This window comes from Rhodovulum sp. DZ06 (genome assembly GCF_050586345.1).
Lineage (GTDB): Bacteria > Pseudomonadota > Alphaproteobacteria > Rhodobacterales > Rhodobacteraceae > JBOCEF01.
Genome location: NZ_JBOCEF010000059.1, coordinates 1 through 24,825, shown reverse-complemented (window position 1 = coordinate 24,825; position 24,825 = coordinate 1). Strand labels below are relative to the sequence as shown.

At 72.5% G+C, this 24,825-nt stretch carries 24 protein-coding genes; 18 read left to right on the top strand and 6 right to left on the bottom strand.

The features are described from left to right. The 3 genes from ACQ5SO_RS19120 to queF form a co-directional block, all read left to right on the top strand. The coding region (locus tag ACQ5SO_RS19120; RefSeq protein WP_430943244.1) for a penicillin-insensitive murein endopeptidase at window positions 1-489 on the top strand (489 nt) is incomplete at its 5' end. A 178-nt stretch (window positions 490-667) separates the two neighbouring features. Continuing rightward, window positions 668-1,837 carry an esterase-like activity of phytase family protein gene (locus ACQ5SO_RS19115; RefSeq protein ID WP_430943243.1) on the top strand — a complete coding sequence of 390 codons (1,170 nt, stop codon included), beginning with the start codon at window positions 668-670 and terminating at the stop codon, window positions 1,835-1,837. Then, window positions 1,834-2,298: a preQ(1) synthase gene (gene queF, locus ACQ5SO_RS19110; protein WP_430943242.1), complete on the top strand. Its 465-nt coding sequence runs from the start codon at window positions 1,834-1,836 to the stop codon at window positions 2,296-2,298. Before ACQ5SO_RS19115 ends, queF begins: the two co-directional genes overlap by 4 nt. A 79-nt stretch (window positions 2,299-2,377) precedes the next feature. Here the strand turns inward: queF and ACQ5SO_RS19105 are convergent, their stop codons facing one another. The 4 genes from ACQ5SO_RS19105 to ACQ5SO_RS19090 all read right to left on the bottom strand — a co-directional run bounded on the left by ACQ5SO_RS19105 (window position 2,378) and on the right by ACQ5SO_RS19090 (window position 6,557). Further along, window positions 2,378-2,998: a VPLPA-CTERM sorting domain-containing protein gene (locus ACQ5SO_RS19105; RefSeq protein ID WP_430943241.1), complete on the bottom strand. Its 621-nt coding sequence runs from the start codon at window positions 2,996-2,998 to the stop codon at window positions 2,378-2,380. Window positions 2,999-3,242: 244 nt separating this feature from the next. After that, window positions 3,243-4,913 carry an acyl-CoA dehydrogenase family protein gene (locus ACQ5SO_RS19100; protein WP_430943240.1) on the bottom strand — a complete coding sequence of 557 codons (1,671 nt, stop codon included), beginning with the start codon at window positions 4,911-4,913 and terminating at the stop codon, window positions 3,243-3,245. Between the two features lie 518 nt (window positions 4,914-5,431). Next, the gene (locus tag ACQ5SO_RS19095; protein WP_430943239.1) at window positions 5,432-6,082 is read right to left on the bottom strand and encodes a VPLPA-CTERM sorting domain-containing protein; all 651 of its coding nucleotides are present in this window, start codon (window positions 6,080-6,082) and stop codon (window positions 5,432-5,434) included. 286 nt (window positions 6,083-6,368) lie between these two features. Beyond that, the gene (locus ACQ5SO_RS19090) at window positions 6,369-6,557 is read right to left on the bottom strand and encodes a hypothetical protein (protein WP_430943238.1); all 189 of its coding nucleotides are present in this window, start codon (window positions 6,555-6,557) and stop codon (window positions 6,369-6,371) included. Between the two features lie 281 nt (window positions 6,558-6,838). On the opposite strand from ACQ5SO_RS19090, the gene ACQ5SO_RS19085 reads away from it, so the two are divergent. From ACQ5SO_RS19085 to ACQ5SO_RS19075, 3 genes are all read left to right on the top strand, one after another. Further along, on the top strand, window positions 6,839-7,456 hold the full coding sequence (locus ACQ5SO_RS19085; protein ID WP_430943237.1) for a glutathione S-transferase family protein: 618 nt from the start codon (window positions 6,839-6,841) through the stop codon (window positions 7,454-7,456). 2 nt (window positions 7,457-7,458) lie between these two features. Next, on the top strand, window positions 7,459-8,055 hold the full coding sequence (locus tag ACQ5SO_RS19080; protein WP_430943236.1) for a hypothetical protein: 597 nt from the start codon (window positions 7,459-7,461) through the stop codon (window positions 8,053-8,055). Window positions 8,056-8,204: 149 nt separating this feature from the next. After that, window positions 8,205-9,923, top strand: coding sequence for an AMP-binding protein (locus ACQ5SO_RS19075; protein WP_430943235.1), 1,719 nt, complete (start codon window positions 8,205-8,207; stop codon window positions 9,921-9,923). Window positions 9,924-10,007: 84 nt separating this feature from the next. Here the strand turns inward: ACQ5SO_RS19075 and ACQ5SO_RS19070 are convergent, their stop codons facing one another. Then, a complete protein-coding gene (locus ACQ5SO_RS19070) occupies window positions 10,008-11,054 on the bottom strand; it encodes a glycoside hydrolase family 19 protein (protein WP_430943234.1) in 1,047 nt (348 codons plus the stop codon). A 206-nt stretch (window positions 11,055-11,260) separates the two neighbouring features. On the opposite strand from ACQ5SO_RS19070, the gene ACQ5SO_RS19065 reads away from it, so the two are divergent. The 12 genes from ACQ5SO_RS19065 to mscL all read left to right on the top strand — a co-directional run bounded on the left by ACQ5SO_RS19065 (window position 11,261) and on the right by mscL (window position 24,693). Then, entirely contained in the window at window positions 11,261-12,655 is a 1,395-nt protein-coding gene (locus tag ACQ5SO_RS19065) for a cryptochrome/photolyase family protein (RefSeq protein WP_430943233.1), read from the top strand. 151 nt (window positions 12,656-12,806) lie between these two features. Further along, complete coding sequence (locus ACQ5SO_RS19060; RefSeq protein WP_430943232.1) at window positions 12,807-14,132, top strand: NAD(P)/FAD-dependent oxidoreductase; 1,326 nt, start codon at window positions 12,807-12,809, stop codon at window positions 14,130-14,132. A gap of 46 nt (window positions 14,133-14,178) precedes the next feature. Beyond that, window positions 14,179-15,042: a DUF1365 domain-containing protein gene (locus ACQ5SO_RS19055; protein ID WP_430943231.1), complete on the top strand. Its 864-nt coding sequence runs from the start codon at window positions 14,179-14,181 to the stop codon at window positions 15,040-15,042. Window positions 15,043-15,167: 125 nt separating this feature from the next. Further along, complete coding sequence (locus ACQ5SO_RS19050; protein ID WP_430943230.1) at window positions 15,168-16,460, top strand: class I SAM-dependent methyltransferase; 1,293 nt, start codon at window positions 15,168-15,170, stop codon at window positions 16,458-16,460. A 39-nt stretch (window positions 16,461-16,499) separates the two neighbouring features. Beyond that, a complete protein-coding gene (locus tag ACQ5SO_RS19045) occupies window positions 16,500-16,970 on the top strand; it encodes a TrgA family protein (protein WP_430943229.1) in 471 nt (156 codons plus the stop codon). Window positions 16,971-17,200: 230 nt separating this feature from the next. Continuing rightward, entirely contained in the window at window positions 17,201-18,586 is a 1,386-nt protein-coding gene (locus ACQ5SO_RS19040; protein ID WP_430943228.1) for an MFS transporter, read from the top strand. Between the two features lie 159 nt (window positions 18,587-18,745). Continuing rightward, a complete protein-coding gene (locus ACQ5SO_RS19035; RefSeq protein ID WP_430943227.1) occupies window positions 18,746-19,510 on the top strand; it encodes a hypothetical protein in 765 nt (254 codons plus the stop codon). A gap of 273 nt (window positions 19,511-19,783) precedes the next feature. After that, entirely contained in the window at window positions 19,784-20,866 is a 1,083-nt protein-coding gene (gene pheS, locus ACQ5SO_RS19030) for a phenylalanine--tRNA ligase subunit alpha (RefSeq protein ID WP_430943226.1), read from the top strand. Next, entirely contained in the window at window positions 20,863-21,228 is a 366-nt protein-coding gene (locus tag ACQ5SO_RS19025; RefSeq protein WP_430943225.1) for a DUF2513 domain-containing protein, read from the top strand. The genes pheS and ACQ5SO_RS19025 overlap by 4 nt, the downstream gene beginning before the upstream one ends. Then, a complete protein-coding gene (locus ACQ5SO_RS19020; RefSeq protein WP_430943224.1) occupies window positions 21,225-21,623 on the top strand; it encodes a hypothetical protein in 399 nt (132 codons plus the stop codon). The genes ACQ5SO_RS19025 and ACQ5SO_RS19020 overlap by 4 nt, the downstream gene beginning before the upstream one ends. A gap of 4 nt (window positions 21,624-21,627) precedes the next feature. Further along, window positions 21,628-24,066 (top strand): phenylalanine--tRNA ligase subunit beta, encoded by a 2,439-nt coding sequence (gene pheT / locus ACQ5SO_RS19015; protein ID WP_430943223.1) that lies wholly within the window; start codon window positions 21,628-21,630, stop codon window positions 24,064-24,066. A gap of 192 nt (window positions 24,067-24,258) precedes the next feature. Further along, a complete protein-coding gene (gene mscL, locus ACQ5SO_RS19010; RefSeq protein WP_430943222.1) occupies window positions 24,259-24,693 on the top strand; it encodes a large conductance mechanosensitive channel protein MscL in 435 nt (144 codons plus the stop codon). A gap of 24 nt (window positions 24,694-24,717) precedes the next feature. Here the strand turns inward: mscL and ACQ5SO_RS19005 are convergent, their stop codons facing one another. Beyond that, the gene (locus ACQ5SO_RS19005; RefSeq protein WP_430941988.1) at window positions 24,718-24,813 is read right to left on the bottom strand and encodes a hypothetical protein; all 96 of its coding nucleotides are present in this window, start codon (window positions 24,811-24,813) and stop codon (window positions 24,718-24,720) included. Window positions 24,814-24,825: the final 12 nt, after the last annotated feature.

Sequence of the window (24,825 nt, the reverse complement as noted above, 5' to 3'; positions counted from 1 at the left end):
GACCTCGACATCTGGCTGACCCCGGCGCCCGAGCGGCGCCTGACCCGGGCCGAGCGGGAGCAGACGGGCGCGGCCTCGATGGTCGCCGCCGACCGCAAATCGGTGAATTCGCGCTTCACCCCGGCCCATGCGCAGGTGCTGCGCGCGGCGGCCGAGGACCCGGCGGTGGCCCGCATCTTCGTCAACGCCGCGATCAAGGCCGAGCTCTGCCGCCAGGGTCCCGAGGACTGGATGCGCAAGCTGCGGCCCTGGTGGGGGCATGACGCGCATTTCCACGTGCGGCTGGACTGCCCGGCGGGCGAGGGCGCCTGCATCGGCCAGGCCCCGCCCCCGCCCGGGCCGGGCTGCGACGAGACGCTGGCCTGGTGGTTCTCGGACGAGGCGCTGAACCCCAGGCCGAAACCCGGCGCCAAGCCGCGCGGCCCGCTGACCCTGGCCGACCTGCCGGGCGAATGCCGCGCCGTGCTGGACAGCCCCGCGGCGCGCTGAGCCGGGCGCGGCCCGGGCGCGCCCCGCCCGGCGATCAACCTTTACGAGGGCGGCTGTCGATGGAAGCCCGCGCCGCGCCGGTTTATATGACCGTCATGCGCCGCCGATCCGCGGCCGCCTGACCCTCGCCCGCCTGACCCTCGCCCGCCTCTCCCTCGCGCGCCGGAGCCGCCCCTTCGTGACCTCTTCCCGCCCGCCTCGCCGCCCCGCCCGCCGCGGTGGCCTCGCGCTGCTCGCCGCCTGCGCGGCCACGCTGCTCGCCGCCTCCTGCGCCGGGCCGGGCGGGGGCGCGGCGGGGGTGGACGGCGACGGGCGCGCGGCCGCCGCGGACCTGTCGATCAGCCTCCATCCCTGGCCGCCGCCGGGCCAGCGGCTCGACCCCGGCCCGCATCTCGAGCTGGTCGAGGCGGTGGAGCTGCGCGGCCGCGGCGCCGCCTATGGCGGCTTCTCGGGGCTGGAGATCGCGCCCGACGGGTCGCGCCTCGCCGCCGTCAACGACAGCGGGCACCTGCTGGTCGCCGATCTCGACCGCGGGCCGGACGGGCGGCTGACCGCGGTGCGCCCGGCCTATTGGAGCATCCTGCGCGACGAGGTCGGGGGCCGCCCGCCGCGGGCCGAGCGGGACATGGAGGGGATGGCGATCCCGCCCGGCGCCATGCCCGGCGGCCCGATGCTGATCAGCGTCGAGCGCACCCACCGCGTGACCGCCTATGCCGCCCCGGACGCCCCCGCCCATATCCGCCGCAGCTTCATCGGCGCCTGGCCCGGCGTGCGTCCCAATGCGGGGATCGAGGCGCTGGCGATGCGCGCGGACGGCGCCGTGCTGATGATCCGCGAGGCGCCGCTGGATCGCGACACGCTGGTCGGCTGGCTCGCCGCCGCGGGCCTGCCCGCCGCCGCCGCGCCGCCCGCGGGGACCGGCGTGCAGGCCTTCGCCGCCGCGCCGCCCGACGCCGCGGGCCTCGAGGAGATCCGCTTTCCCCGCTGGGGCGGCTTCGACATCACCGGCGCGGATATCGACGCCGAGGGGCGGCTCTGGGTGGTGGAGCGGCGCTTCTCGCTCGTCTCCGCCTTCGCCTTCGCGCTCAGCGTCTATCCGCCTGACGGGCCCCCGGGCAGGCGGACCGGCTGGGGCGCGCCGCTGCGCCTCGCGGCCTTCACCGGCCCCGAGGCGGAGAACGCCGAGGGCATCGCGGTCTGGACCGATCCCGCCGGGCGCACCCGCCTCGCCGTGATCGCCGACGACAATTTCGCCTTGCTCCAGCGCACCGTTTTGTATGATTTCGCGGTGAAAGAGCCGCTGCGCTTCCCCGGGGCGGCCCCGGCGCAGGAAAAGGACGCGCGATGAGCGACGAGATCTATGGCGGCCTGACCCAGCTTGGCGGGCGCAGCGAGCTGCCCGCCTCGCCGGAGGAGGCGGTGCTGGAGCGGGTGCCCAACGCCCAGCCCTCGATGGAATACGCGGTGCGGTTCACGGCGCCGGAATTCACGTCGCTCTGCCCGATGACCGGGGCGCCGGATTTCGCCCACCTGGTGATCGACTACGTGCCGGGCGACTGGCTGGTGGAATCGAAATCGCTGAAGCTGTTCCTCGGGTCGTTCCGCAATCACGGCGCGTTCCACGAGTTCTGCACCACCGAAATCGCGCGGCGGCTGGTGGAGCTGCTGGACCCCAAGTGGCTGCGCATCGGCGGCTACTGGTACCCGCGCGGCGGCATCCCCATCGACGTGTTCTGGCAGTCGGGCGCGCCGCCGAAGGGCGTGTGGATCCCGGCCCAGGACGTGCCCGGGTATCGCGGCCGCGGCTGAGCGGCGCCGGTTTCGGCGGCACGAAAAAAAGGGGCGGCCCCGGGGGGCCGCCCCTTCGCGTCTCGGGCCGGGCGGCGGATCAGCCGCGGCGGCGGGCGGCGAGGCCCAGCGCCCCGAGGCCGAGCGCCATCAGCGGCGCCGCGGCCGGAAGCGGCACGTCCGAGCCCGGCGCCGCGTCGACATAGGTGGCGAAGGTCAGGTCGCTGCTGCTCGGCGTGCCGAACACGCCGCCGGTCGCGCTCACGCGCCGCCCGTCTGCATAGGCGTTGGTGACGTCGAAATCGAGCTCCCAGGTCTGGTCCGCCGCGGGGGTGACGACGATGGCGAGGAAATCGCCCGCGGTCACGCCGACCCCGGCGAAGCTGAAATCGATGAGGTCGGTCAGGGCGGCGTTGGCGTCCGCGGCGGTGATCGTCGTCGTCGCCAGGATGTCGGCGGCCAGGGTCGAGGGCACGATCCCCGCGGTCTTGCGCAGCGAGACGGTGAGCGGATCATGTGAGAGGCTGAAGCTGGAGATGTTGAGCTCGACCGCGGCGAACACGCCGGTCACGCCGACGGTGAAGGTCTGGGCCAGGTCCGTGGTCACGAAGCCGACCGCGGTGCTGCCGGTGACCACCGGGTCCTGCTGGTCGAGGACCACGGCCGCCTGGGACGCGAGCGGCGCGGCGGCGAGGGCGGCGGCGAGGATGAGATGTTTCAAGTAAATGCCTTGATGCGGCCCGAATTCCGGTTCCCCGACCGCCGGGCCGTCAGCGCATCGCGGCGAGACGCCCGATGAAGAGGGGCGCATGCCCCAATTATTAACGCGTGGTTTTTGAATCGGTCAAAGGTGACGCGGCCGAACTTCGTGCCTGACGGGTATCTTGCGCATCTTCAGGACGAGTCGTCGGAGGTTGTTCTGAACTTTTCATTCTCTGTACATCGAGGGGCCGGGCCGATTCGCCTCAGATCAGCGCCGCCAGCGCGCCCGCGTCGACGCCCTGGGGCAGGGTCCCGAAGCTGCGCCCCCAGTCCCCGGCCACGCGGGTGGCGATGAAGGCGTCGGCGACGCCCTCGGCCCCGGCGCCCGCTCCCGCGCCCTCTTCCACCACCGGGAAACGCATCAGCAGGCTCGCCTGCAGCAGGATCGCCATGCGCTCGGCCAGCATCCGCGCCTCCCGCTCCGGCGGGGCGACGAGCCGGGCGGCCAGGTCCTCGAACGCCGCGTCATAGCGCGCGTCGCGGCCGCGGGCGCCGGCGATCTCGGCCAGCAGCACCTCGCCCGCCAGCCGGTCGCGCCCCAGCGCCCGCAGGATGTCGAGGCAGATCACGTTGCCCGACCCTTCCCAGATGCCGTTCAGCGGCGCCTCGCGATAGAGCATCGGCATCGGCGTGTCCTCGACATAGCCCATGCCGCCAAGGCACTCCATCGCCTCGACGATGGCGAGGGGCGCGCGCTTGTTGCCCCAGTATTTCGCGATGGCGACGGCGATGCGGGCGAAGGCGCGGTCCTCCTCCGAGCTTCCGTCGAACGCCTGCCCGACGCGCATCACCAGCGCCAGCGCGCCGATCCAGTCGAGCGCGAGATCCCCGAGCACCGATTCCATCAGCGGCTGGTCGATCAGCCGCTTCTGGAAGGCCGACCGGCCGCGCGCCCACCACGCGGCCTCGTCCAGCGCGCGGCGCGTCAGGCCCACGGGGGCCATGGCGGCGTCGAGGCGGGTGTGGTGGACCATCTCGATGATCGTGGGGATGCCGCGGCCGGGCGCCCCGAGCCGCTGCGCCCAGGCGCCGCGATACTCGATCTCGGAGCTCGCATTGGCCTTGTTGCCGAGCTTGTCCTTCAGGCGCTGGATCTCGATCCGGTTGCGGGCCCCGTCCGGCGTCCAGCGGGGGACGAGGAAACAGGAGAGCCCGGCCTCTTCCTGCGCCAGGGTCAGGAAGCCGTCGCACATGGGGGCAGAGCAGAACCACTTGTGCCCGGTCAGGATGGCGGCGTCGTCGCCGTCCGGCTCGGCCAGCGTCGCGTTGGCGCGCACGTCCGATCCGCCCTGCTTCTCGGTCATCGCCATGCCGATGGTCAGGCCCGCCTTCTCGGGCGCCGGGCGCGAGGCGGGATCGTAGACGCCGGACATCGCGCCCTTCGTCCAGGTCTCGAACGCCGCGCCGCCTGCGCGCAGGGGCGGGATGGCGGCCGAGGTCATGGTCAGCGGGCAGCAGGCGCCGGGTTCGACCTGCGAGAGCAGGTAGACCATGGCGGCATGGGCGGCGTGGCCGCGGGGCAGGGGGCTGTCCGCCCCGGCCCAGGCCCCGGCGGAGAAGCCGTGCCGCGCGCCCTCGGCCATCACCTTGTGATAGCCGGGGTGGAAGGCGACCTCGTCGATCCGGCGCCCGGCGCGGTCGAAGGGGCGCAGCTCGGGCGGGTTGCGCTCGGCGTCGCGGGCGGCCTCGCGGAAATCGGGGGCGCCGAAGGTTGCGGCGGCGGCGGCGAGTGGGGCGGCGGCACGGGGCGCGGTGCGGGCCACGGCGGCGCGCAGGGGCGCGTCGCCGTCCCACAGCGCCAGCGCGTCGCGCGGCTCGGGCTGGTTGGAGACGTCATGGGTGGCGAGCTCGGCGCGCGGGCGCAGCGGCGTCATGGGGATCTCCGCGGGTTGCCTTGACGGGGGCGTCAGGGAAACCGGGCGGCGGGCCCGGGTCAATGGTGACGTGGCGACGGCGGCGGCGGGATGCCCGGCGCGGGAGACGCGCGGGAGGGCGCCGGGAGGCGTCGCGGGGCGTGGACGCAGGGTCGGATGCGGGGCGCGCGCCGCCCGGGGCGGGTCGGGCGGATGCGGGAAACGGCGGGCTGCATCCTGCAGCCCGCCGCCCCGCCGCGCACGGTCGAACGTTGCCCGGCCGCACCGTGCGCGGCGTAAACAGACGCGAATCCGATCTGGTGGCGAAAGCGACGCGGACCTTCAGTGTCCTGGGGCGAGGAGCCGCCCCTGCCCGGGGGCGGCTCCTCTCGGGTCACGCCTCGGGGCCCCCGTCCCCTGCTGCGGCGCAGACCGTCTCGGGCCGTCCGGTCGCGGCGAAGCGGCGACCGGGGGCGTTTCGTCGGGGGGCCGTCCGCGCGCCCGCCCCGGGGGGGGGCTGCGCGGGCGGCGCGAAGGGCTCAGCCCTTGCGGCGGCGGGCCAGGAAGCCGAGGCCCGCGAGGCCGGCGATCATCATCGGCGCGGCGGCCGGAAGCGGCACGTCGGACACGCCGAGGTTGGACGACGGCGGGGTGAAGCCGCCATTGACCGTCAGGTTGTCGATGCCGGGCCAGTAGCCGGGCAGGCAGTCGTCGTTGCGCTCGGCGAAGCGCATGGTCACGACGCCGCCGATCTGCAGCTCGACCGTGTTCCAGGACCCGTCGCGGGCGGTGCGCAGCTCCTGGTCGAACAGCACCTTGTTGTCGGCGTCGAACAGGGTCAGGCGATAGTCGTGGCCCGCGCGCTCGGCCTGGTAGACGCCCGCGCCGCCGGACCCGTAGGCCGAGGAGATCTCGAAGCTGTTCAGCATCACCGGGCCGTCCAGGAAGCGGATCGAGTTGCCGGTGTTGTAGGTGTTCATCACCAGGAAGTCGCCGTCGGAGCCTTCGAAGCCGTTCGAGGCCTCGTAGCCCGACCACTGCATCGTGCCGGAATCGCCGTGGAACACGTCGAAGGCGAGGTCGGCCGAATAGTCGGCGGCGTCCTCGAAGGTATAGATCGCGGCCGAGGCGGGCGCGGCGGCGGCGGCGGCCGCGACAAGGGCGGCGGCGGCGATGGAAGCGAAGCGCATGGACGGCTCTCCTGGGCGTCATGTCCGCGCCGTCTCGGGCAGATCGGGCGCGGCGGGGGATGATCTGGGTCCGGCGCTTCAGGCCGGGGCCCCGTCATCGCCGGGGACGCGGAGAGGAATAGGCGCGTTCGAGCATCCTGTCACTTGGATACATCCTTAATTTTAGATGGCTTATGCTTAACTCCTTTTAACCTGTACATTCGGCGCATCGGCCTATGCTTTCGGATCTGTGGAGATGTGTTAACGTATCGATGGATACATTAACGCCTCAGCGGCACGGCGCGCGTCAGCGCAGCATCGGGTTGCCGCTCCGGCCCTGGTCGATCGAGGCGCGGCCGCGCTCGAACAGGGTCTGCGACTGCGGGTTGGTCAGGGCCGAGAGGACGCCCTCCTCCTTCGGACCCAGCACCCCGACGCCCGGGGCGATCGTGAAGAAAACGGCGGCCATCACTGCGTCGGTCAGGGGAAGGGGCATCGGTCGGCTCCGGGTCTGAAAGGGTTCAGGAACGGTGGGTCCGACGCTTCAGATCGGGCGCCGGTGGGATCCGGCGATGAACTGAACGTATACTTATCGCGCCGTTAGGACACGGCGTGGGATGGTGAACGGCCCGGCAATCTCTTTAAACGTGTAATCAACCAGGCGCGGGCCGCCGCCCCGCGGAACGCCCCCGCCCCCCGCGCGCACCGGGCTTGCGCGCCGGGGGCCGGAACGCGCTAGGCTCCGCCGCAAATACGCAAACGGGGAGGAGCCCACGCATGATTCTCTATGGTCGCGACCTGTCGCCCTTCGTCCGCCGCGTCGCCATCTGGTGCGCCCTGCAGGGCCGCGAGGTGGAGCGGCGCAAGCTGATGGTCTCGGGCGAGGATTTCGAGACGCTCAAGACCGTGAACCCGGTCGGGCGGGTGCCGATCCTGCAGCTCGAGGACGGCGAGAGCCTGATCGAGACCTGGGCGATCTGCGACTGGCTCGAGGACACCGCCCCCGCGACCGCCCGCCTGGTCCCGGCGGACGGCGTGCCGCGCCGCGCGGTGTTGCAGGAGATCGCCTATGCCAACGGCGCGGCCGAGAAGGCGGTGGCGCTGGTCTATGACCGCCAGCGGCGCCCCGAGGACCTGCACTGGGCCGACTGGCAGGCGCGGCTCGAGGGCCAGGTCGCGGGCGGGCTGCAGGCGATGGAGGCGCATTGCCCCGAGGACGGCTGGCTGCAGGGCCGGGACCGTCCCATGGGCGGCGACGTCGCCTTCGTCTGCGCCCATGACTTCATCGCCGCGATGCACCCGCAGCTGCTCGACGGGACCTGCCCGAAGCTGACCGCGCTGGCCGCGCGCGCCAACGCGATGCCGGAATTCGGGGCGACGAAGCCGGAGGTGTGAGCGTGTCGGACCCCGACGGGCTGGCGCGGCGCTACGAGGCGCTGCTCGCCGAACGCATGAAGGACAGGGCCCCGCAGCTGCGGGCCCTGTTCGACGCGCTGGACCCCGCGGCGCCGCCGCCGGAGGCGGTGCGGCTGTGGATCGAGTCCGACCTTGGCGACCCGGCCCTGCCGCTCCATGTCCGCGCCTTCACCGCGCAGATGACCGAGACCCGGGCGGGCGCGATCGCGCTCGGGGACCTGAACGCGGCGCTGGAAGACCTGCCGCCGCTGCTGACCCCGGAGGAGGAGGACGCCTTCATCCTGTGGGAGGAGGCCGCGGATGGCGGCCGGGTTCACGCGCTGGAGCAGCCGACCGACGACGCGGACCTGTCCGGCCTGCTCATCCCCTGGCTGCGCGGGGCGACCGCGGGCCTGGCCGCGCGCAGCGGGCTGGAGATCGTCTTCGCCTTCCACGACCATCGCGAGACCGTGCTGCACCCGCCGCGCGGCGGCGGGCCGGGGGACAAGGGCGCGGGCGGCGGCGCGGGCGGCGGCGACGGCGATGGCGCGCGCCGGGCCCGCGGCCTCCTCGGGCGGCTCTTCGGCAAACGGGGCTGACAGCCCCCCGCGGCGTTCCCGCCGCAGCCCTTCGGCCACATGGACGCCGCGGCGCACGCGGTTTAGGTTGCGCTGCAACACGATCCTGCGCCGCGGCGGCCCCTCCGGCCCGCGGCGCCCCGCACCCGGCGCCCGGAGGCGCGACGCCCATGCCCGACACGCCCCTCGCATCCGCCCTCGCCACACCCCTGCTGACCCGCGCCGCCGGCTGGGACGCGGTGCGCGCCGGCTTCCGCTGGCCCGCCCCCTTCCGCGGCCCGGACGCGGCGCCCTTCAACATCGCCGAGGCCGTCTGCGGGCGCTGGGCGCGCGCCAATCCCAACGGCCTCGCGCTCATCCATCTCGACCGGCACCTCAACCCCGCCCGCTGGTCCCATGGCGCGCTGTGGGAGGCGTCGGGCCGCCTCGCCTCCGCCTTCGCCGCCCATGGCCTGGCGCGCGGGAGCCGCGTCGCGCTGGTCCTGCCGCAAAGCCCCGAGGCGCTGATCACCCACCTCGCCTGCTGGCGTCTCGGCGCGGTCTCGGTCCCCCTCTTCACCCTGTTCGGCGAGGACGGGCTGCGCTACCGCATGGCCGACAGCGGCGCCGTCTTCGCGGTGACCGACGCCGAGGACATGGCCAAGATCGACGCCATCCGCGCCGACCTGCCCGCGCTGCGGCAGGTGTTCTGCATCGACGGCCCTATGGGTGGCGCGCTGGGGCTGATGGAGGAAGCGGCGCGCGCCTCGGCCCCGCCCCCGACCGCGGCGACGACCTTCGCGGACCCGGCCTTCATCTCCTACACCTCGGGCACCACCGGGCCGCCCAAGGGGGCGCTGCACGGGCACTCGGTGCTGCTCGGCCACATGCCGGGCTTCGAGGCGCATCACGATTTCGCCCCCCATGACGGCAGCCTGTTCTGGACCCCGGCGGACTGGGCCTGGATGGGGGGCCTGTGCAACCTGCTGCTGCCCGCGCTGGCTTACGGCTCGCCCGTCCTGTCGCACCGCATGGCGCGGTTCGACGCCGAGGGCGCGTGCTGGATCATGGCCCAGGAAGGCGTGCGCCGGGCCTTCCTGCCGCCCACCGCGCTGAAGCTGATGCGCGCGGTGAAGAACCCGCGGGGGCTGGGCGTGAAGCTCGCCTCCGTCGGCTCGGCGGGCGAGGCGCTGGGCGCCGAGCTGCTGGACTGGGGCGTCGGGGCGCTGGGCCTGACGATCAACGAGTTCTTCGGCCAGACCGAGGCGAACCTGGTGCTGACCAACGCCTCCTCCGTCTTCGCGCCGAAGCCCGGGAGCGCCGGGCGCTCCGCCCCCGGCCACAACGTGTGCATCATCGACGCCGAGGGCCGCGCCCTGCCGCCGGGCGAGGATGGCGAGATCGCGGTGGACGCGCCGAACCCGACCATGTTCCTGCGCTACTGGAACCTGCCCGAGAAGACGGCCGAGAAATACGCCGTGGACCCCGAGACGGGCGTGCAGCGCCTGCGCACCGGCGACGTGGGGCGGATCGACGAGGAGGGGCATGTCTTCTTCTCCTCCCGCGCCGATGACGTGATCACCACCTCGGGCTACCGCGTGGGGCCGTCGGAGGTGGAGGACTGCCTCGCCGGTCATCCCGACGTCGCCATGGCCGGGGTGATCGGCGTGCCGGACCCGGTGCGCACCGAGGTGATCCGCGCCTATGTCGTGACCGCGCCCGGGGCGCAGGTGGATGCGGAGAAGCTGGAGGCGGAGCTGATCGCGCGGGTGCGCGGGCGCCTCTCGCCCCACCTCGCGCCGCGGCGGGTCGAGGTGATCGACGCCCTGCCGATGACCGCCACGGGCAAGATCATGCGGCGCGAATTGAAGCGCCGCGCGCAGGCCCAGGCCCAGCAGGGCGAGGGCTGAGGCGCGCGCGGGCCGGGGCGCGCGGGGCGGGCATGAAAAAGGGGGCCGCGGCGGCCCCCTTTCCCCCCTCGCGGCGCGCCGGGATCAGATCCCCAGCAGCGCCTTGGCCCGGGTCAGCATCGCGCCCCGTTCCACCAGCCCGGTCAGCCCGCCATTGATCCGCAGGGTGATCCCGCGCAGGTCGTCCCGGTCGGCCAGGCGGCTCAGCCCCGCATCGTCCCAGAACCAGCCCGCCGTCTCGACCGAAAGGCAAGGATCCTGAGCCGCCAGCGCGGGATCCGCCAGCAGCTCGGCCTTGCAGCCCATCGCCGCGCCGAAGCGGGCGTAGTTCGCCCGGCCGGTCAGCTGGATCAGCCCCCGGCCCTTGAAGCGCGGCCCGTCGCCGGGGCGGTCATTGCCGAGATCGGCGCGGCCTTCATAGGCGCTGCCGGAGGCGAGTTCCTCGAGCCAGCGCAGCTGCCCGCTCTCATGCCCCACCTGGGCCAGGAAATGCGCCGCGCGCAGCTCCTCCGACAGCCCGCGGCGGTCCATCATCGCCAGCAGCTTCGGCCCGAGCCGCTCGAGCCGCGCCGCCGGGGCCGAGGGCCAGAGCAGGCGCAGCAGCTGCATCGACGGGCCCCTGGGCAGGGCCGCGGCCATCAGCGCGCCGATCAGCACGCCGCCCGCATCCGCCGCGCCGTCGCGGCCCCCGGTCAGCGCGATCTGCGCCATCGACAGCGACACCGCGGTGCGCGGCCCCCAGCGGCCGTCGACCGCGAGGCCCCCGGCCATCGCGGGCAGGGCGCCCGCGGCGGCGGCGGCGTTGATCAGCCGCTGCACCATCGCCACGTCGCGCCGCAGGTTGCGCCGCCGCGGGCCGACCCCGGCGGACAGAAGCCGGGTCGGGCCCGTAGCGGGGCGCGGCGCGTCGGGACGGTCATCGTCCTGGGCGCGCGCGGGGGCCGCATCCGCGGCCTCGGCCGCCGCCCGCGCGGCGCGGGCCGGGGCGGCCCCGGCCTCGGCCCCGCGGCGCGAAGGCGCGAGCGCGGGCCCGAGCACCCGCGCCAGCGCCGCCCCGGCCCGGGACAACGCCGCGCGCAGGCCCCGGGGCAGGACGGCGGACGGATCGAAAGACAAAGGCGCCGTGGACATGGCGACCTCCTGTAAGTGTTGCGGCATTTCAGGGAATTGCTGCGGTAAATCATACGCTTGCAAAGTTTCTGAGAAGTTTACGCCAATTTCGTCCGTCCCCGCCCCCCGCACCGGGTGATCCGCCCCGCCGCGCCCTGCGTAACAGAGCATGAACGCCGCCCCGCGGCGCCGACCCCGCTCTCCCCCCCCGCGAAGGAGCCGCCCCCGTGACGACCCCGACCCTTCTCTGGCTGCGCCGGGACCTTCGGCTGGACGACCATCCCGCGCTTTACGCCGCCCTCGGGCGCCGCGGGCCGGTGATCCCGGTCTTCATCCTCGACCCCGAGACCGAGGCGCTGGGCGCGGCCCATCGCTGGCGGCTGGCGGAATCGCTCGATAGCCTCGGCAAGGCGCTCGAGGGCCTCGGCTCGCGCCTCGTCCTGCGCCGCGGCGACGCCCTCGAGACGCTCCGCGCCCTGGCGCAGGAGACGGGGGCGACGGGCGTGCGCTGGTCGCGCCTCTATGACCGCGCCGCCCGCGCGCGGGACGAGAAGGTGAAGGCCGCGCTGAAGGAGGACGGGCTCGACGTGCGCTCCTGCAACGGGTCGCTGATCTTCGAGCCGTGGGAGGTCGAGACCCAGGCGGGCGGCTTCTACAAGGTCTACTCGCCCTTCGCCCGCGCCGCCCGCGCGCTGGAAATCCCCGAGCCGCTTTCCCCCGTCGGCGCCATCCCCGCGCCGGACGAATGGCCCGCCTCGGACGCCCTCTCCGACTGGGCCCTCGGCGCCGACATGCGCCGCGGCGCCGCCGTGCTGGCCCGCCACGCGGCGGTGGGCGAGGAGGCCGCGCGCGACCGGCTCGACGCCTTCCTCGAAGACAAGGCCGAGGCCTACAAGGCCGAGCGCGACCGGCTCGATCTCGACGCCTGTTCGGGCCTGTCCGAGAACCTCGCTTACGGCGAAATCTCCCCCCGCCGGATCTGGCAGGCGACCCGCGACCGCGGCCCGGACGGCAAGGGAAGTGAGCATTTCCTGTCCGAGGTGCTGTGGCGCGAATTCGCCTATCACCTCGTCCATCACACCCCGCGGATCGAGACCGGCAACTGGCGCGAGGAATGGGACGCCTTCCCCTGGCGGGACGACAACGCGGACGCCGAGGCCTGGCGGCGCGGCATGACCGGGGTGGACCTGGTGGATGCCGCGATGCGCGAGGTCTACGTCACGGGCCGGATGCACAACCGCGCCCGGATGCTCGTCGCCTCCTACCTCACCAAGCACCTGATGACCCATTGGCGCGTGGGCGAGGCGTGGTTCCGCGACGTGCTGACCGACTGGGACCCGGCCTCGAACGCCATGGGCTGGCAGTGGACCGCCGGCTCCGGCCCCGACGCGGCGCCCTTCTTCCGCATCTTCAACCCCGACGGCCAGGCCGAGAAATTCGACGCCGAGGCGCGCTATCGCGACCATTGGCTGAAGGGCAAGGGCGCCGAGGAGTTCTACGCCGCCATCCCGAAAAGCTGGGGGATCGACGCGCAAACCCGCCGCCCGGCCGAGCCGATCATGCCCCTCAAGCCCGGGCGCGAACGCGCGCTCGAGGCCTACGAGGCGCTGAAGGCGGCCTGAGCGCTTGAAACCGACGCGCCGCGGCGGACGTTCCTTCGGGGACGCCCGCCCGGTCCCGCCGCCCGGTCTCCCGGACGACGGCCCTCCGCAGAAGACCCCCCGCAGAAGATCCCGCAGAAGATCCCGCAGAAGACCCCGAGGAGTTCCCCCAGTGAAGATCGCCGTCATCGGCGCCGGCATTTCCGGCATCGGCGCCGCCCTCGCCCTTCAGGACCGCCACGAGGTCTCCCTCTTCGAACGGGACGCCCGCTTCGGCGGCCATGCCAACACGGTCGATGCCCCGCGTGTCGGCGCCCGATCCGAGGGGAAGACGGTGGCGGTCGACACCGGCTTCATCGTTTTCAACCAGCGCAACTACCCCAACCTGTGCGGGCTGTTCGAACATCTCGGCGTCCCCACCAAGTGGTCGGACATGAGCTTCGGCTTCTCCCTCTCGGGCGGGTCCTATGAGTACGCCTGCGACGACCTCGACCGGCTCTTCGCCCAGCGCCGCAACGCCTTCAACCCGCGGCACCTGAAGATGCTGCGCGAGGTTCTGCGCTTCAATGCCATCGCCCCGGCGGAGCTTGAGAGCGGTGATCTCGAGGACGTGACCCTCGGCGACTGGATCGCGAAGCGCGGCTTCTCGGACGTCTTCCGCGACCGGTTCATCCTGCCCATGGGCGGCGCGATCTGGTCCTGCTCCACCCGCCGGATGCTGGACTTCCCGGCCCGGTCCTTCATCGCCTTCTTCCGCAACCACGACCTGATGACCGGCCTCGACCCCGCGCAGCGCTGGCGCACGGTGGACGGGGGCAGCCGCGAATACGTCTCGCGCGCCGTCGCCCGCCTCGGGGATGCGGCGCAGGCGGGCCGCGCCGTGACGGGGGTGGAGCGGATCCCTGGCGGCGTGCGCGTCGGCTTCCGCGGGGCCGAGGCCGAGCGCTTCGACAAGGTGATCTTCGCCACCCATGCCGAGGACACGCTGGACCTCCTGCTCGACGCGTCGCACGAGGAACGCTCGCTGCTCTCGGCCTTCCCGTTCTCCTCCAACCGCGCGGTGCTGCATTCCGACCCCGCGCTGATGCCGCGGCGGCGCAAGGTGTGGTCGAGCTGGAACTTCCTCTCGGACGGCGCCGCGAAGGATGCCGAGCGGCCCGCCCAGGTCACCTACTGGATGAACCGCCTGCAGGGCCTGCCCGAGGACACGCCGCTCTTCGTCTCGCTCAACCCCTCGCGGGAGATCCGGGACGAGCTGATCCACGGCGAATTCGCCTATGAGCACCCGCTGTTCACCGCCCGCGGCTTCCGCGCCCAGCGGGACATGCACCTGATCCAGGATCGCGGCGGGGTGCTGCATGCCGGGGCCTGGATGGGCTACGGTTTCCACGAGGACGGGCTGCGCGCGGGGCTGGAAGCCGCGGCGGTCCTCGGCGCCCGCCCGGCCTGGGCGCGCGACGTGACCGCCCCCGCGGCCCCCGCGCAGGCGGCCGAGTGACCGGGCGCGCGGCGGCGAGGCCGGGGACGAGGGTGAGGAGCACGGCATGACGGCGATGGCCCGCATCGAGGCGCAGGAGACCGGGACGGCCCCCGCCGCCCCCGCGCCCGCGCGCCGTCCCGACGTGCTGTCGGGCGGCGGGCGGGTCTACGAGACCTCGGTCATGCACCTGCGCCTCTCGCCCCGCCGGCACCAGTTCCGCTACCGGGTCTGGACCATGCTGCTCGATGTCGACCGGATCGAGGAGACCCTCGCGCCCCTGCGCTGGACCGGGACCGGGCGCTTCGCCCCCGTCGCCCACCGCAACGCCGATCACGGCCCGCGCGACGGATCCGCCCTGCGCCCCTGGGCCGAGGCGCAGCTCGCCCGCGTCGGCGTGCCCGCGCCCGCCCATATCGGGCTGCTGGCCCTTCCGCGCATCTTCGGGCGGGCGTTCAACCCGCTCTCGCTCCACTATTGCTGGGACGAGGCCGCGCGGCTCACGGCGGTGATCGCCGAGGTGAAGAACACCTTCGGCGACCAGCACGCCTACGTGCTGACGGCCGAGACGCCGGGCGCGAAGGTGCTGCGCACCGCCAGGGACAAGCATTTCTTCGTCTCGCCCTTCATGGACATGGATCAGCGCTACCGCTTCGATCTGCCCGAGCCGTCCGAGACCCTGCGCATCCTGATCCGCCAGGGCGCGCCCGGCGGGCCCGACCGGCTGATCGCCGCCCAGACCGGGACGGCGCTGCCCCTGGGCGACGCGACCCTGCGGCGCCTCGCGCTGCGCACGCCGCTGCACGGCCTCAAGGCCCCGCTGGCGATCCACTGGGAGGCGCTGCGACTCGCGCTCAAGGGCGTGCCCTTCCTCGGCCATCCCGGCGACGACGCGGTGTTCGCGCCCGGCGCGCGCAACCCAGGCGGGTGATTCAAAGGGGGCGGGGCCGCCTTGAAGTGTAAAATTCGCCTCGATTCCGCCCAGGACCCTCGACGGAGCGCCGCCGCGCTTCACATCATTTCCGAATGCCAGACGATCAGAAGACGGAGCCGCCCATGACCATGTCCATGCCCGCCCGGAGCTTCGCCGGCGCCGACGCCGCCCCCCTTCCGGGGGCGCGGCGTGGACCGGTCCTGACCAGCCTGCGCGGGGCGAAGGACCTGCCGCGCTGGTTCGGCGCCGTCTTCGACACCGTCTCCGGGCTGCGCCGGGGCCGCGTGCGCTTCACGCTGCCCGACGGGCGCGTCTTCGCCGCCGAGGGGCGCGAGGCGGGGCCGGACGCCGAGGTGCTGGTGCGCGACGCCCGCCTCTTCGCGCGGATGATCCGGGACGGGGAGATGGGCTTCGCCGAGGGCTATCTTGACGGCTGGTGGGACACGCCGGACCTGCAGGCGGTGCTCGACCTCGCGCTGCTGAACAACGAGAGCGTCTCGCGCCGCTTCGGGGGCGCGGCGCTGGTGCGCGCGGCCCTGCGCCTGCGGCACTGGATGAACCGCAACACGAAGGCCCAGGCCCGGCGCAACATCGCCGCCCATTACGACCTCGGGAACGATTTCTACGCGCTCTGGCTCGACCGCTCGATGACCTATTCCTCGGCCCTGTTCCGCGACGGCGGCGCCGGGGCGGGGGAGACGATGGAAGAGGGGCAGGCCAGCAAGTACGCCGCGCTCCTCGACGCCATGAACCCGCCCGCGGGCGGCCACGTGCTCGAGATCGGCTGCGGCTGGGGCGGTTTCGCCGAATACGCCGCCAAGGCGCGGGGCCTGAAGGTCACCGCCCTGACCATCAGCAAGGAGCAGCACGATTTCGCCGCCGCCCGGATGCAGCGCGAGGGGCTGTCGGAGCAGGTCGAGATCGTGATGCGCGATTACCGCGACGAGACGGGGTCCTATGACGGCATCGGCTCGATCGAGATGTTCGAGGCGGTGGGCGAGCGGTACTGGCCCGCCTATTTCTCGGCCGTCCATGACCGGCTGCGCCCCGGCGCGCGGGCCACGATCCAGTCGATCACCATCGCCGACCCGCTGTTCGACGGATACCGCAAGGGCGTCGACTTCGTTCAGAAATACATCTTCCCCGGCGGGATGTTGCCCTCTCCCACCCGTTTCCGGGAACAGGCGGGCGCGGCGGGTCTTTTGCTGGACGGATCGGTCGAATTCGGCGCATCTTACGCCGAAACGCTGCGGCGCTGGCGGGCGACGTTCAACGCGCGGTGGGACGAGATCGAGCCGATGGGCTTCGACGACCGCTTCCGCCGCATGTGGGACTTCTACCTCGCCAGCTGCGCCGCCTGCTTCATGGCGGGGACGACGGACGTCTCGCAATTCACCCTGTCGCGCCCCGGCTGACCCGCCGGGCGCGGCGGCGCCCGGACGGATGGAACACGCATGAGGTCCACGCTTCCCGAGATCGTGTCGTCGAGCAACCGGCTCGCCTCGGCCGCGCTGCTGGCGCTCGCCGCGGCGGGGACGGTCTTCACCGCGCTGGCGGTGGACCCGATGCATCCCGACGCCTCGCTGCGCCCGATCTACGGCGCGGCGATGATGTGCGGGGCGCTGGCGGGCTGGCTGCACATGCGCCGCGGCCTTGGCGACGGGATCGGCCGCGCGGCGCTGGGCGGGGTCAGCGCGGCGATCTCGGGGCTGATCTATTTCATGTTCTTCGCCGGGCTGCGGCAGGTGGTGCGGGTCTACAACTTCACCCAGTTCAAGTCGGTGGCCGAGCTGCTGGAATACATGATCGAGCGGATGGTCGACGTGTTCTGGATCGCCGCCGGGCCGCCGACGCTGTTCACGATCCTGATCGGCGGCGCCCTGGCGGGGATGTTGTCCGAGGCGATCCGCCTCTGGTGGGACTGACCGGGCGGCCCGACCCGGCCTTCGTCTTCCCCCGCCTCTTCCCCCCGCCTCGTCTCCTCCCGCCTTGCCGGCCGCGCCGCCGCCGCCGGACCAAGCGGCGCGCCTCGCCGCCTGCGTCGCGCGTCCCGGCCCTTTGCGGCGTCTCTCTTCTCCGCGCCGCCGCGCGGCCTTGAACCGGGCCGCGCCCGCGCCACCCTCCCGGGTTCCATGAGCGACGGCGGAGGCGACAGGTGAGCGGCGACCGGACCAGGCCCCTTTCGCGGCGCAGCCTCGCCGCCTACGCGGCCCCCGCGGCGCCGCTGGGGATGCTCTACTTCCCGGTCTACGTCTACCTGCCGCCGCTCTATGCCGCGCGGGGGCTGGACCTCGCGACCCTCGGCGCGATCCTGCTCGGCGCCCGGCTGCTCGACGCGGTCACCGACCCGGCCATGGGCGCGCTCTCGGACCGGCTCCCCAGCCGCTGGGGGCGGCGCAAGCCCTGGCTGGCCGTCTCCGCCCTCCCCATCCTGATCGCCGCCTGGGCGCTGTTCCTGCCGCCCGCGGCGCCCTCGGCGGCCTGGTTCGGGCTGTGGCTGACGGCGCTGACCCTCGGCTGGACCATGGCGATGACGCCCTATTACGCCTGGGGGGCCGAGCTTCACGGCGATTACGCGGAACGGGTCCGCGCCGCCTCCTGGCGCGAGAGCGCGGGGCTGGTCGGCGCGGTCCTCGCCGCCGGGCTCTACGCCGCCGCCGCGGGGGGCGCGCCGGCCCCCGCCGCGGCCCCCGGGGCGGACCCGGCGGCGGGGGCCGGCGCCGCGGACGGCGCGGCGGGGCTGGCGCTGGTCTTCGCCGCGCTCGCCGTGCTGCTGCCGCTGGGGGTGGCCGCGGCGACGCTCGTGGCGCCCGAGCCGCCGGACCTCTCGCGCCGCCGCCTGCCGCTGCGGGGCGCGCTGGGCGACGTGCTGCGCGCGCCCGGCTTCCGCCGCCTGCTGCCCGCGCATTTCGTCAACGGGCTGGCCAACGGGCTGCCCGCGGCGCTGTTCCTGTTCTACACCGAGCACGTGATCGGCCGCCCCGACCTCGCCGGGCCGCTGCTGGCCCTCTATTTCCTCGCCGCCGTCGCGGGCGCGCCGCTCTGGACGCGGCTGGCGCGCCGGTACGAGAAACCGGCGATCTGGCGGGCGGCCATGGTCTATGCCTGCGCGGTCTTCGCCTGCGCGCTGGCGCTGGGCGAGGGGGACGCCTGGCCCTTCGCCGCCATCGCGCTGCTGTCGGGCCTCGCGCTCGGGGCCGACCTGGCGCTGCCCGCGGCGATGCTGGCGGACGTGGCCGAGGGCGACGCGGCCGCGGCGGGCGAGCAGCGCACGGGCCTGTTCTTCGCCGCCTGGTCGGTGGCCAGCAAGGCGGCGCTGGCGGTCTCGGGCGGGGCCGCGCTCTGGGCGCTCGACGGGGCGGGCTTCGCCGCCTCGGGGGCGAACGACGCGCGGGCGCTCTGGGCGCTGGCGCTGCTCTATGCCGGGGCGCCGGTGGCGCTGAAGCTGCTGGCGGTGGCGCTGATGCGCGGCTACCGGCTGTCGCGCGCGGCGCAGGCGGCGGCGCGGGCGCGGCTCGAGGACGGCGCAGCCGGGGCGTGAGCGCGCGGCCGTTTCTGCCCGCAATGGTTGCAGCTCCGCCTGCAAGACAACCTAGCGTCACACGTTCACATTGTGGTAATGATGCGGGCGCGCAGGTCAGGGGGCCTGCGCGCGACATCGCCTTTCCGTGCCATCGCCTTCCTTCGGGGGATCATTCACATGCGCGCCATTTCCGCCCTCGCCGCCGCCGCGGCGCTGTTCGCCACCACCGCAAGCGCGGTTCCCGTCGCCGTCGACCTTTCCGGCTGGACCTCGGAGGGCGCCGGCACCTGGACCGTGCAGACCGGCAACGATTCGGTCCTGCAGACTCAGAACGGCTCGCCGACCGTGTTCTACTCCGCCGGGAACAGCCAGGGCCTTGCGCTCGCCGGCCAGATCACCGTGCAGACCACGAGCGACGACGACTTCATCGGTTTCGTGCTCGGCTATCACGCCGGCGACCTGTCCAACGCCTCGGCCGACTTCCTGCTGATCGACTGGAAGCAGCTCAACCAGGGCCTCTACAGCGGCACCGGGACCGCCGGTCTCGCCATCAGCCGCGTCACCGGCGTGCTAGGCGACAATTCCGGCGCCTGGTGGCATGACCCGACCAACAACGTGAACGAGATCCAGCGCGCCGCCACCCTCGGCGCCACCGGCTGGGCCGACAACACCACCTATGACTTCGAACTGGTGTTCCAGCCCACCGTCGCGCAGGTCTATGTGAACGGCGCGCTCGAGCTGAACATCACCGCCGCCGACGCGGGCGTGACCAGCTTCAACAACGGCGCCTTCGGCTTCTACAACTACAGCCAGCCGAACGTCCTCTACGCCGGCATCACCGAGGAGACGGCCCCGCCGCTCGGCGACGTGCCGCTGCCCGCGGGCGCGCTGCTGCTGCCCGCCGCGCTGCTCGGCCTCGGCGCCCTGCGCCGCCGCGCCTGACCGGGGGCAGGGGGGAGCGGATTTTTTCCTTTCCCCCCGCCGCCGCCCCGGGCATCCTGCGCGCGCAATTCCAGCGAAGGACCACGCCGCCATGGCCGGAGGCCTCTTTACCACCCGTCGCGCCTGAGGGCCCCTTCGCATCCCCCCGCGAAGGGCCGCCCCTTCGCGCGACGATTTCACCGACCGCCGGTCCCCATGGGCCGGCGGTCTTGCTTTCCCCGCCCCGCATGGTATCCGCGGGGCGACCCGACATCCGAAGGACAGGAGACAGCCATGCAGGGCCTCGACGAGCTGCGCGGCAAGTATATCGACCAGATCGCGGGCGCTGCCGACGAAGGCGCGCTCGAGGCGATCCGCGTCGCCGCCCTGGGCAAGAAGGGCGAAGTCAGCCTGAAGATGCGCGAGCTGGGCAAGATGACGCCGGAGGAGCGCAAGGAAGCGGGCCCCGCGCTCAACGCGCTGAAGGACGAGATCGGCTCGGCCATCGGCGCCGCGAAATCCGCCCTCGCCGACGCCGCGCTGTCCGAACGCCTGAAGGCCGAGTGGCTGGACGTCACGCTCGACCCGCGCCCGGCGCGCCGGGGCACCATCCACCCGGTCAGCCAGACGATGGAGGAGGTCGCCGCGATCTTCGCCGACATGGGCTTCGCCTGGGCCGAGGGGCCGCAGATCGAAAGCGACTGGTACAATTTCGACGCGCTCAACATGGCGCCCGAACACCCCGCGAGGCAGGAGCATGACACCTTCTTCATGCACCGCGCCGAGGGGGACGAGCGCCCGCCCCATGTGCTGCGCACCCATACCTCTCCGGTCCAGATCCGCGCGATGGAGAAGCAGGGCGCCCCGATCCGCGTGATCGCGCCGGGCCGCGTCTATCGCTGCGACTATGACCTGACCCACACGCCGATGTTCCACCAGGTCGAGGGCCTCGCCGTCGACAAGGACATCTCCATGGCCAACCTCAAATGGGTGCTGCAGGAATTCTGCCGCGCCTTCTTCGAGGTGGAGCAGGTGGAACTGCGCTTCCGCGCCTCCCACTTCCCGTTCACGGAGCCGTCCGCCGAGGTCGACATCCGCTGCTCCTGGGAAGGCGGCTCCTTGAAGCTCGGCGAGGGCGACGACTGGATGGAGATCCTGGGCAGCGGCATGGTCCATCCCAACGTGCTGCGCGCCGCGGGGGTGAACCCGGACGAGCAGCAGGGCTTTGCGTTCGGCATCGGCATCGACCGGATCGCCATGCTGAAATACGGCATCCCCGACCTGCGCGCCTTCTTCGACAGCGACCTGCGCTGGCTGCGCCATTACGGCTTCCGCAGCCTCGACGTGCCGACGCTGCACGGGGGGTTGTCGGCGTGAAGCGTGACGCTGGCATCATCCGAGAGCTTCTCTTTGAGATCGAGGAGAACGACGGCTTCGCCATTGGCAAAAGGCGTCAGGCGAATGCGCAGCGGAACTTCACCGATGCGAGGCTGTACCACACCCTGCTTATGCTCGATGAGGGGCTGCTCGCTGAGGTTGGTGACGCCTCTTCCTATGTCCGAATGACCGCTGCGGGGCACGACTTCCTTGATGCGGTTCGCGATGAGACCGTTTGGGCGAAGACGAAGGCGAAACTTAAGGAGGCGGGTGGCGACATAACTACCGGTACTGTCAAGGCCGTCGCCATAAGCTTCTTGAAGGACAAGCTCGGGGCTATCAGCGATTTGATAACCCCATGATCTACCTCGCCATCGCCCTCATCGCCGCCGGCACGCTCGCGTTCCTCTACACCCGCAAGCAGATGACCGACGCGGCCAATGCGGGGGCGGTCGAGGGGCTCGGCAAGGACCAGGCGCGGGCGGAATACGACGATATCCGCAATCAGATCGCCACCTGGTACGCGGGCATGGCCGGGGGCCCGGCGCTGGCGCATAACGGTCCCCTCGGGGCCGAGGACCAGATGCGCTTCCAGCGGCGCGAGATCGAACGCCTCGCCGAACGGGGCGCATGGATGATGGACCGCATCCGCGGGCTGGAGGGGGCGCAGACCGGCCCCGCCCAGCGGGTGCGCTACAAGATGGAACTGATCGAGGCCGCGCGCCGCCAGGCGCTGCAGCCCTCAGAACGGGACTGAGACGATGAAATTCACCCTCTCCTGGCTCAAAGAGCATCTCGAGACCGAGGCGAGCCTCGACCAGATCCTCGACGCGCTGACCGATCTCGGGCTCGAGGTCGAAGGCGTGGAAGACCCGGCCGAGACCCTGGGCTGCTTCACCATCTGCCGCGTCAAACACGCCGAGAAGCACCCCGACGCCGACAAGCTCAACCTGTGCAAGGTCGAGGCGTGGCTGGACGGGCCCGACAAGCCGCCGCATGAAATCCAGGTGGTCTGCGGCGCGCCCAACGCGCGCACCGGCCTCGTGGGCGTCTTCGCCAACAATGGCGACTACGTTCCGGGCACGGACCTGCTCCTGAAGCCCACCAAGATCCGCGGCGTCGAATCCAACGGGATGCTCTGCTCGGAACGCGAGCTGATGATCTCGGACGATCATGACGGCATCATCGACCTGCCCGAGGACGCCCCCCTCGGCGCCCGCTTCATCGACTATGCGGGCCTGAACGACCCGGTGATCGAGATCGCCATCACCCCCAACCGCCCCGACGCGCTGGGCGTGGCCGGGGTCGCGCGCGACCTCGCCGCCCGCGGCATCGGCACGCTGAAGACCCCCGCCATCGAGGCGATCCCCGGCGGGTATGAGAGCCCGATCCGCGTGGAACTGGCGCCCGAGGTCGCGGACAAGGCCTGCCCGCTCTTCGTCGGGCGCTACATCCGCGGCGTGAAGAACGGCCCCTCGCCGGACTGGGTGCAGCGGCGCCTGAAGGCCATCGGCCTGCGCCCGATCTCGGCGCTCGTCGATGTGACCAACCTGCTGACCTATGACCGCAACCGCCCGCTCCACGTCTTCGACGCGGACAAGGTGCATGGCGGCGTCATCCGCGCCCGCTCGGCCCAGCACAACGAGGAGCTGCTGGCCCTCGACGGCAAGACCTACCGGCTCGAGCCCGGCATGACCGTGATCGCCGACGAGGCGATGGCCGAGGGCATCGGCGGCGTGATGGGCGGCGAGGTCTCGGGCTGCACCGAGGACACCGTCAACGTCTTCGTCGAGTCCGCCTATTTCGACCCGATCCGCACCGCCATGACCGGCCGCGCGCTGAAGATCAACTCGGACGCCCGCTACCGGTTCGAGCGCGGGATCGACCCCGAGTTCACCCGCGACGGGCTGGAGCTGGCGACGAAGCTGATCCTCGACTGGTGCGGCGGCGAGGCCTCGGAGGTCGTCGTGGCCGGCGCCGTGCCGGACACCGCCCGCGCCTACCGTGTCGACCCCGCCCGCGTGCAGTCGCTGGTCGGCATGGACATCCCCGAGGCGGAGCAGCGCGCCAGCCTCACCGCCCTCGGCTTCCGGATCGAGGAGACGGCGGACGGGCTGATGGCCCATGTCCCCTCCTGGCGCCCGGACATCCTCGGCGAAGCGGACCTGGTCGAGGAGGTCGCCCGCGTCGCCTCGCTGACCAAGCTGCCCGCGACGCCCCTGCCGCGTCCCGCCGCGGGCGTCACCGCGAAAACGCTGACCCCGATGCAGCAGCGCCAGCGCACCGCGCGCCGGGCGCTGGCCGCGCTCGGGTTCAACGAATGCGTGACCTACTCCTTCGTGGCCGAGAAGGAAGCGAAGCTGTTCGGCGGCGGCGATGATGCCATGCGCCTCGAGAACCCGATTTCGTCCGAGCTCTCGCACATGCGCCCCGACCCGCTGCCGGCGCTGCTGGCCGCCGCCGCCCGCAACCAGGCCCGCGGCATGGGCGATCTCGCGCTGTTCGAGGTCGGCCCCGGCTTCACCGGCGGCGAGCCCGGGGAGCAGCGGCTGGTGGCGTCCGGCGTCATCACCGGCGCCACCGCCCCGCGCCACTGGTCCGGCGCCCGCCGCCCGGTGGACATGTATGACGCCAAGGGCGCCGTCACCGCGGTGCTCGAGGCGATCGGCGCCCCGACCGCCCGCCTGATGGTGCGCCGCGAGGCCTCCGAATGGTATCACCCCGGCCGCTCGGCGCTGCTGTCGCTCGGGCCCAAGAACGTGCTGGCCGAGTTCGGCGAGCTGCACCCCAAGGTGCTCGACGCGATGGACGTGAAGGGCTCGGCGATGGCCTTCACCATCCTCCTGGAAAACCCGCCCTTCCCGAAGAAGGCCGGGCCGAACCGCGGCGCGCTGGATGCGTCCGACCTGCAGGCGGTGGAGCGGGACTTCGCCTTCGTCGTCGACGCCGAGGTCGAGGCCGAGACCATGCTGCGCGCGGCGCGGTCCGCCGAGAAGAAGTTGATCGAGGACGCCGCCGTCTTCGACATCTTCGAGGGCAAGAAGGCGGCCGAAAGCCTCGGGGAAGGCAAGAAGTCGGTGGCGCTGTCCGTCCGGCTCCAGCCCCGCGACAAGACGCTGACCGAGAAGGAGATCGAGGCCGTGGCCGACAAGGTCGTCGCCGCGGTCGTCAAGGCCACCGGCGGCGCGCTGCGCGGCTGATCCCGCGCCGCGCCCCGACGCTGCGTCACCCCCGCGGGCCGGAAGGTCCGCGGGGGTTTTTCGTAGCGCCCGGCCCCGCGGGGCAGGCTTCGTTCATGGCGCAGGCATGCGCGGGGGCGTAGCCTTCACCTGCCGCACCGCGCGGGCGCCGCAGGCCCGCCGGGACGGAACCGATTTCAAAGGAGGGGCGGAATGCTCAAGGAATTCAAGGAATTCGCCGTAAAGGGCAATGTGGTCGACATGGGCGTCGGCATCGTCATCGGCGCGGCCTTCACCACCATCGTCAAAAGCTTCGTCGATGACATCGTCAACCCGATCCTCGGGATCTTCACCGGGGGCATCGATTTCTCGGGCCTGTTCCTGAACCTCTCGGGGCAGGAGGTGGAGAGCGCCGCGGCGGCCAAGGAGGCGGGCCTCGCCGTCGTCACCTATGGCGTGTTCATCAACGCCGTCATCAGCTTCATGATCGTCGCCTGGGTGCTGTTCTTCGTGATCCGCGGGATCAACCACCTGAAGAAGATGTCCGAGGAAGAGGTGGTCGAGGCGCCGGAAAAGGCCCCCGAGGTGCCCGCCGACGTGGCGCTGCTGTCGGAAATCCGGGACCTGCTCAAGGCCCAGAAGGCGTGAGCCCGCCCCGCGCGTCGCCCGGCCTCAGCGCCCGCCGTCGCCCACCAGCACGAATGCGGCCCAGTAGAACGGGTCCGAGGTGGCCGGGTCGGCGCGCACCGCCCGCTGCGCCGCGCTCAGCGCCTCGGTATA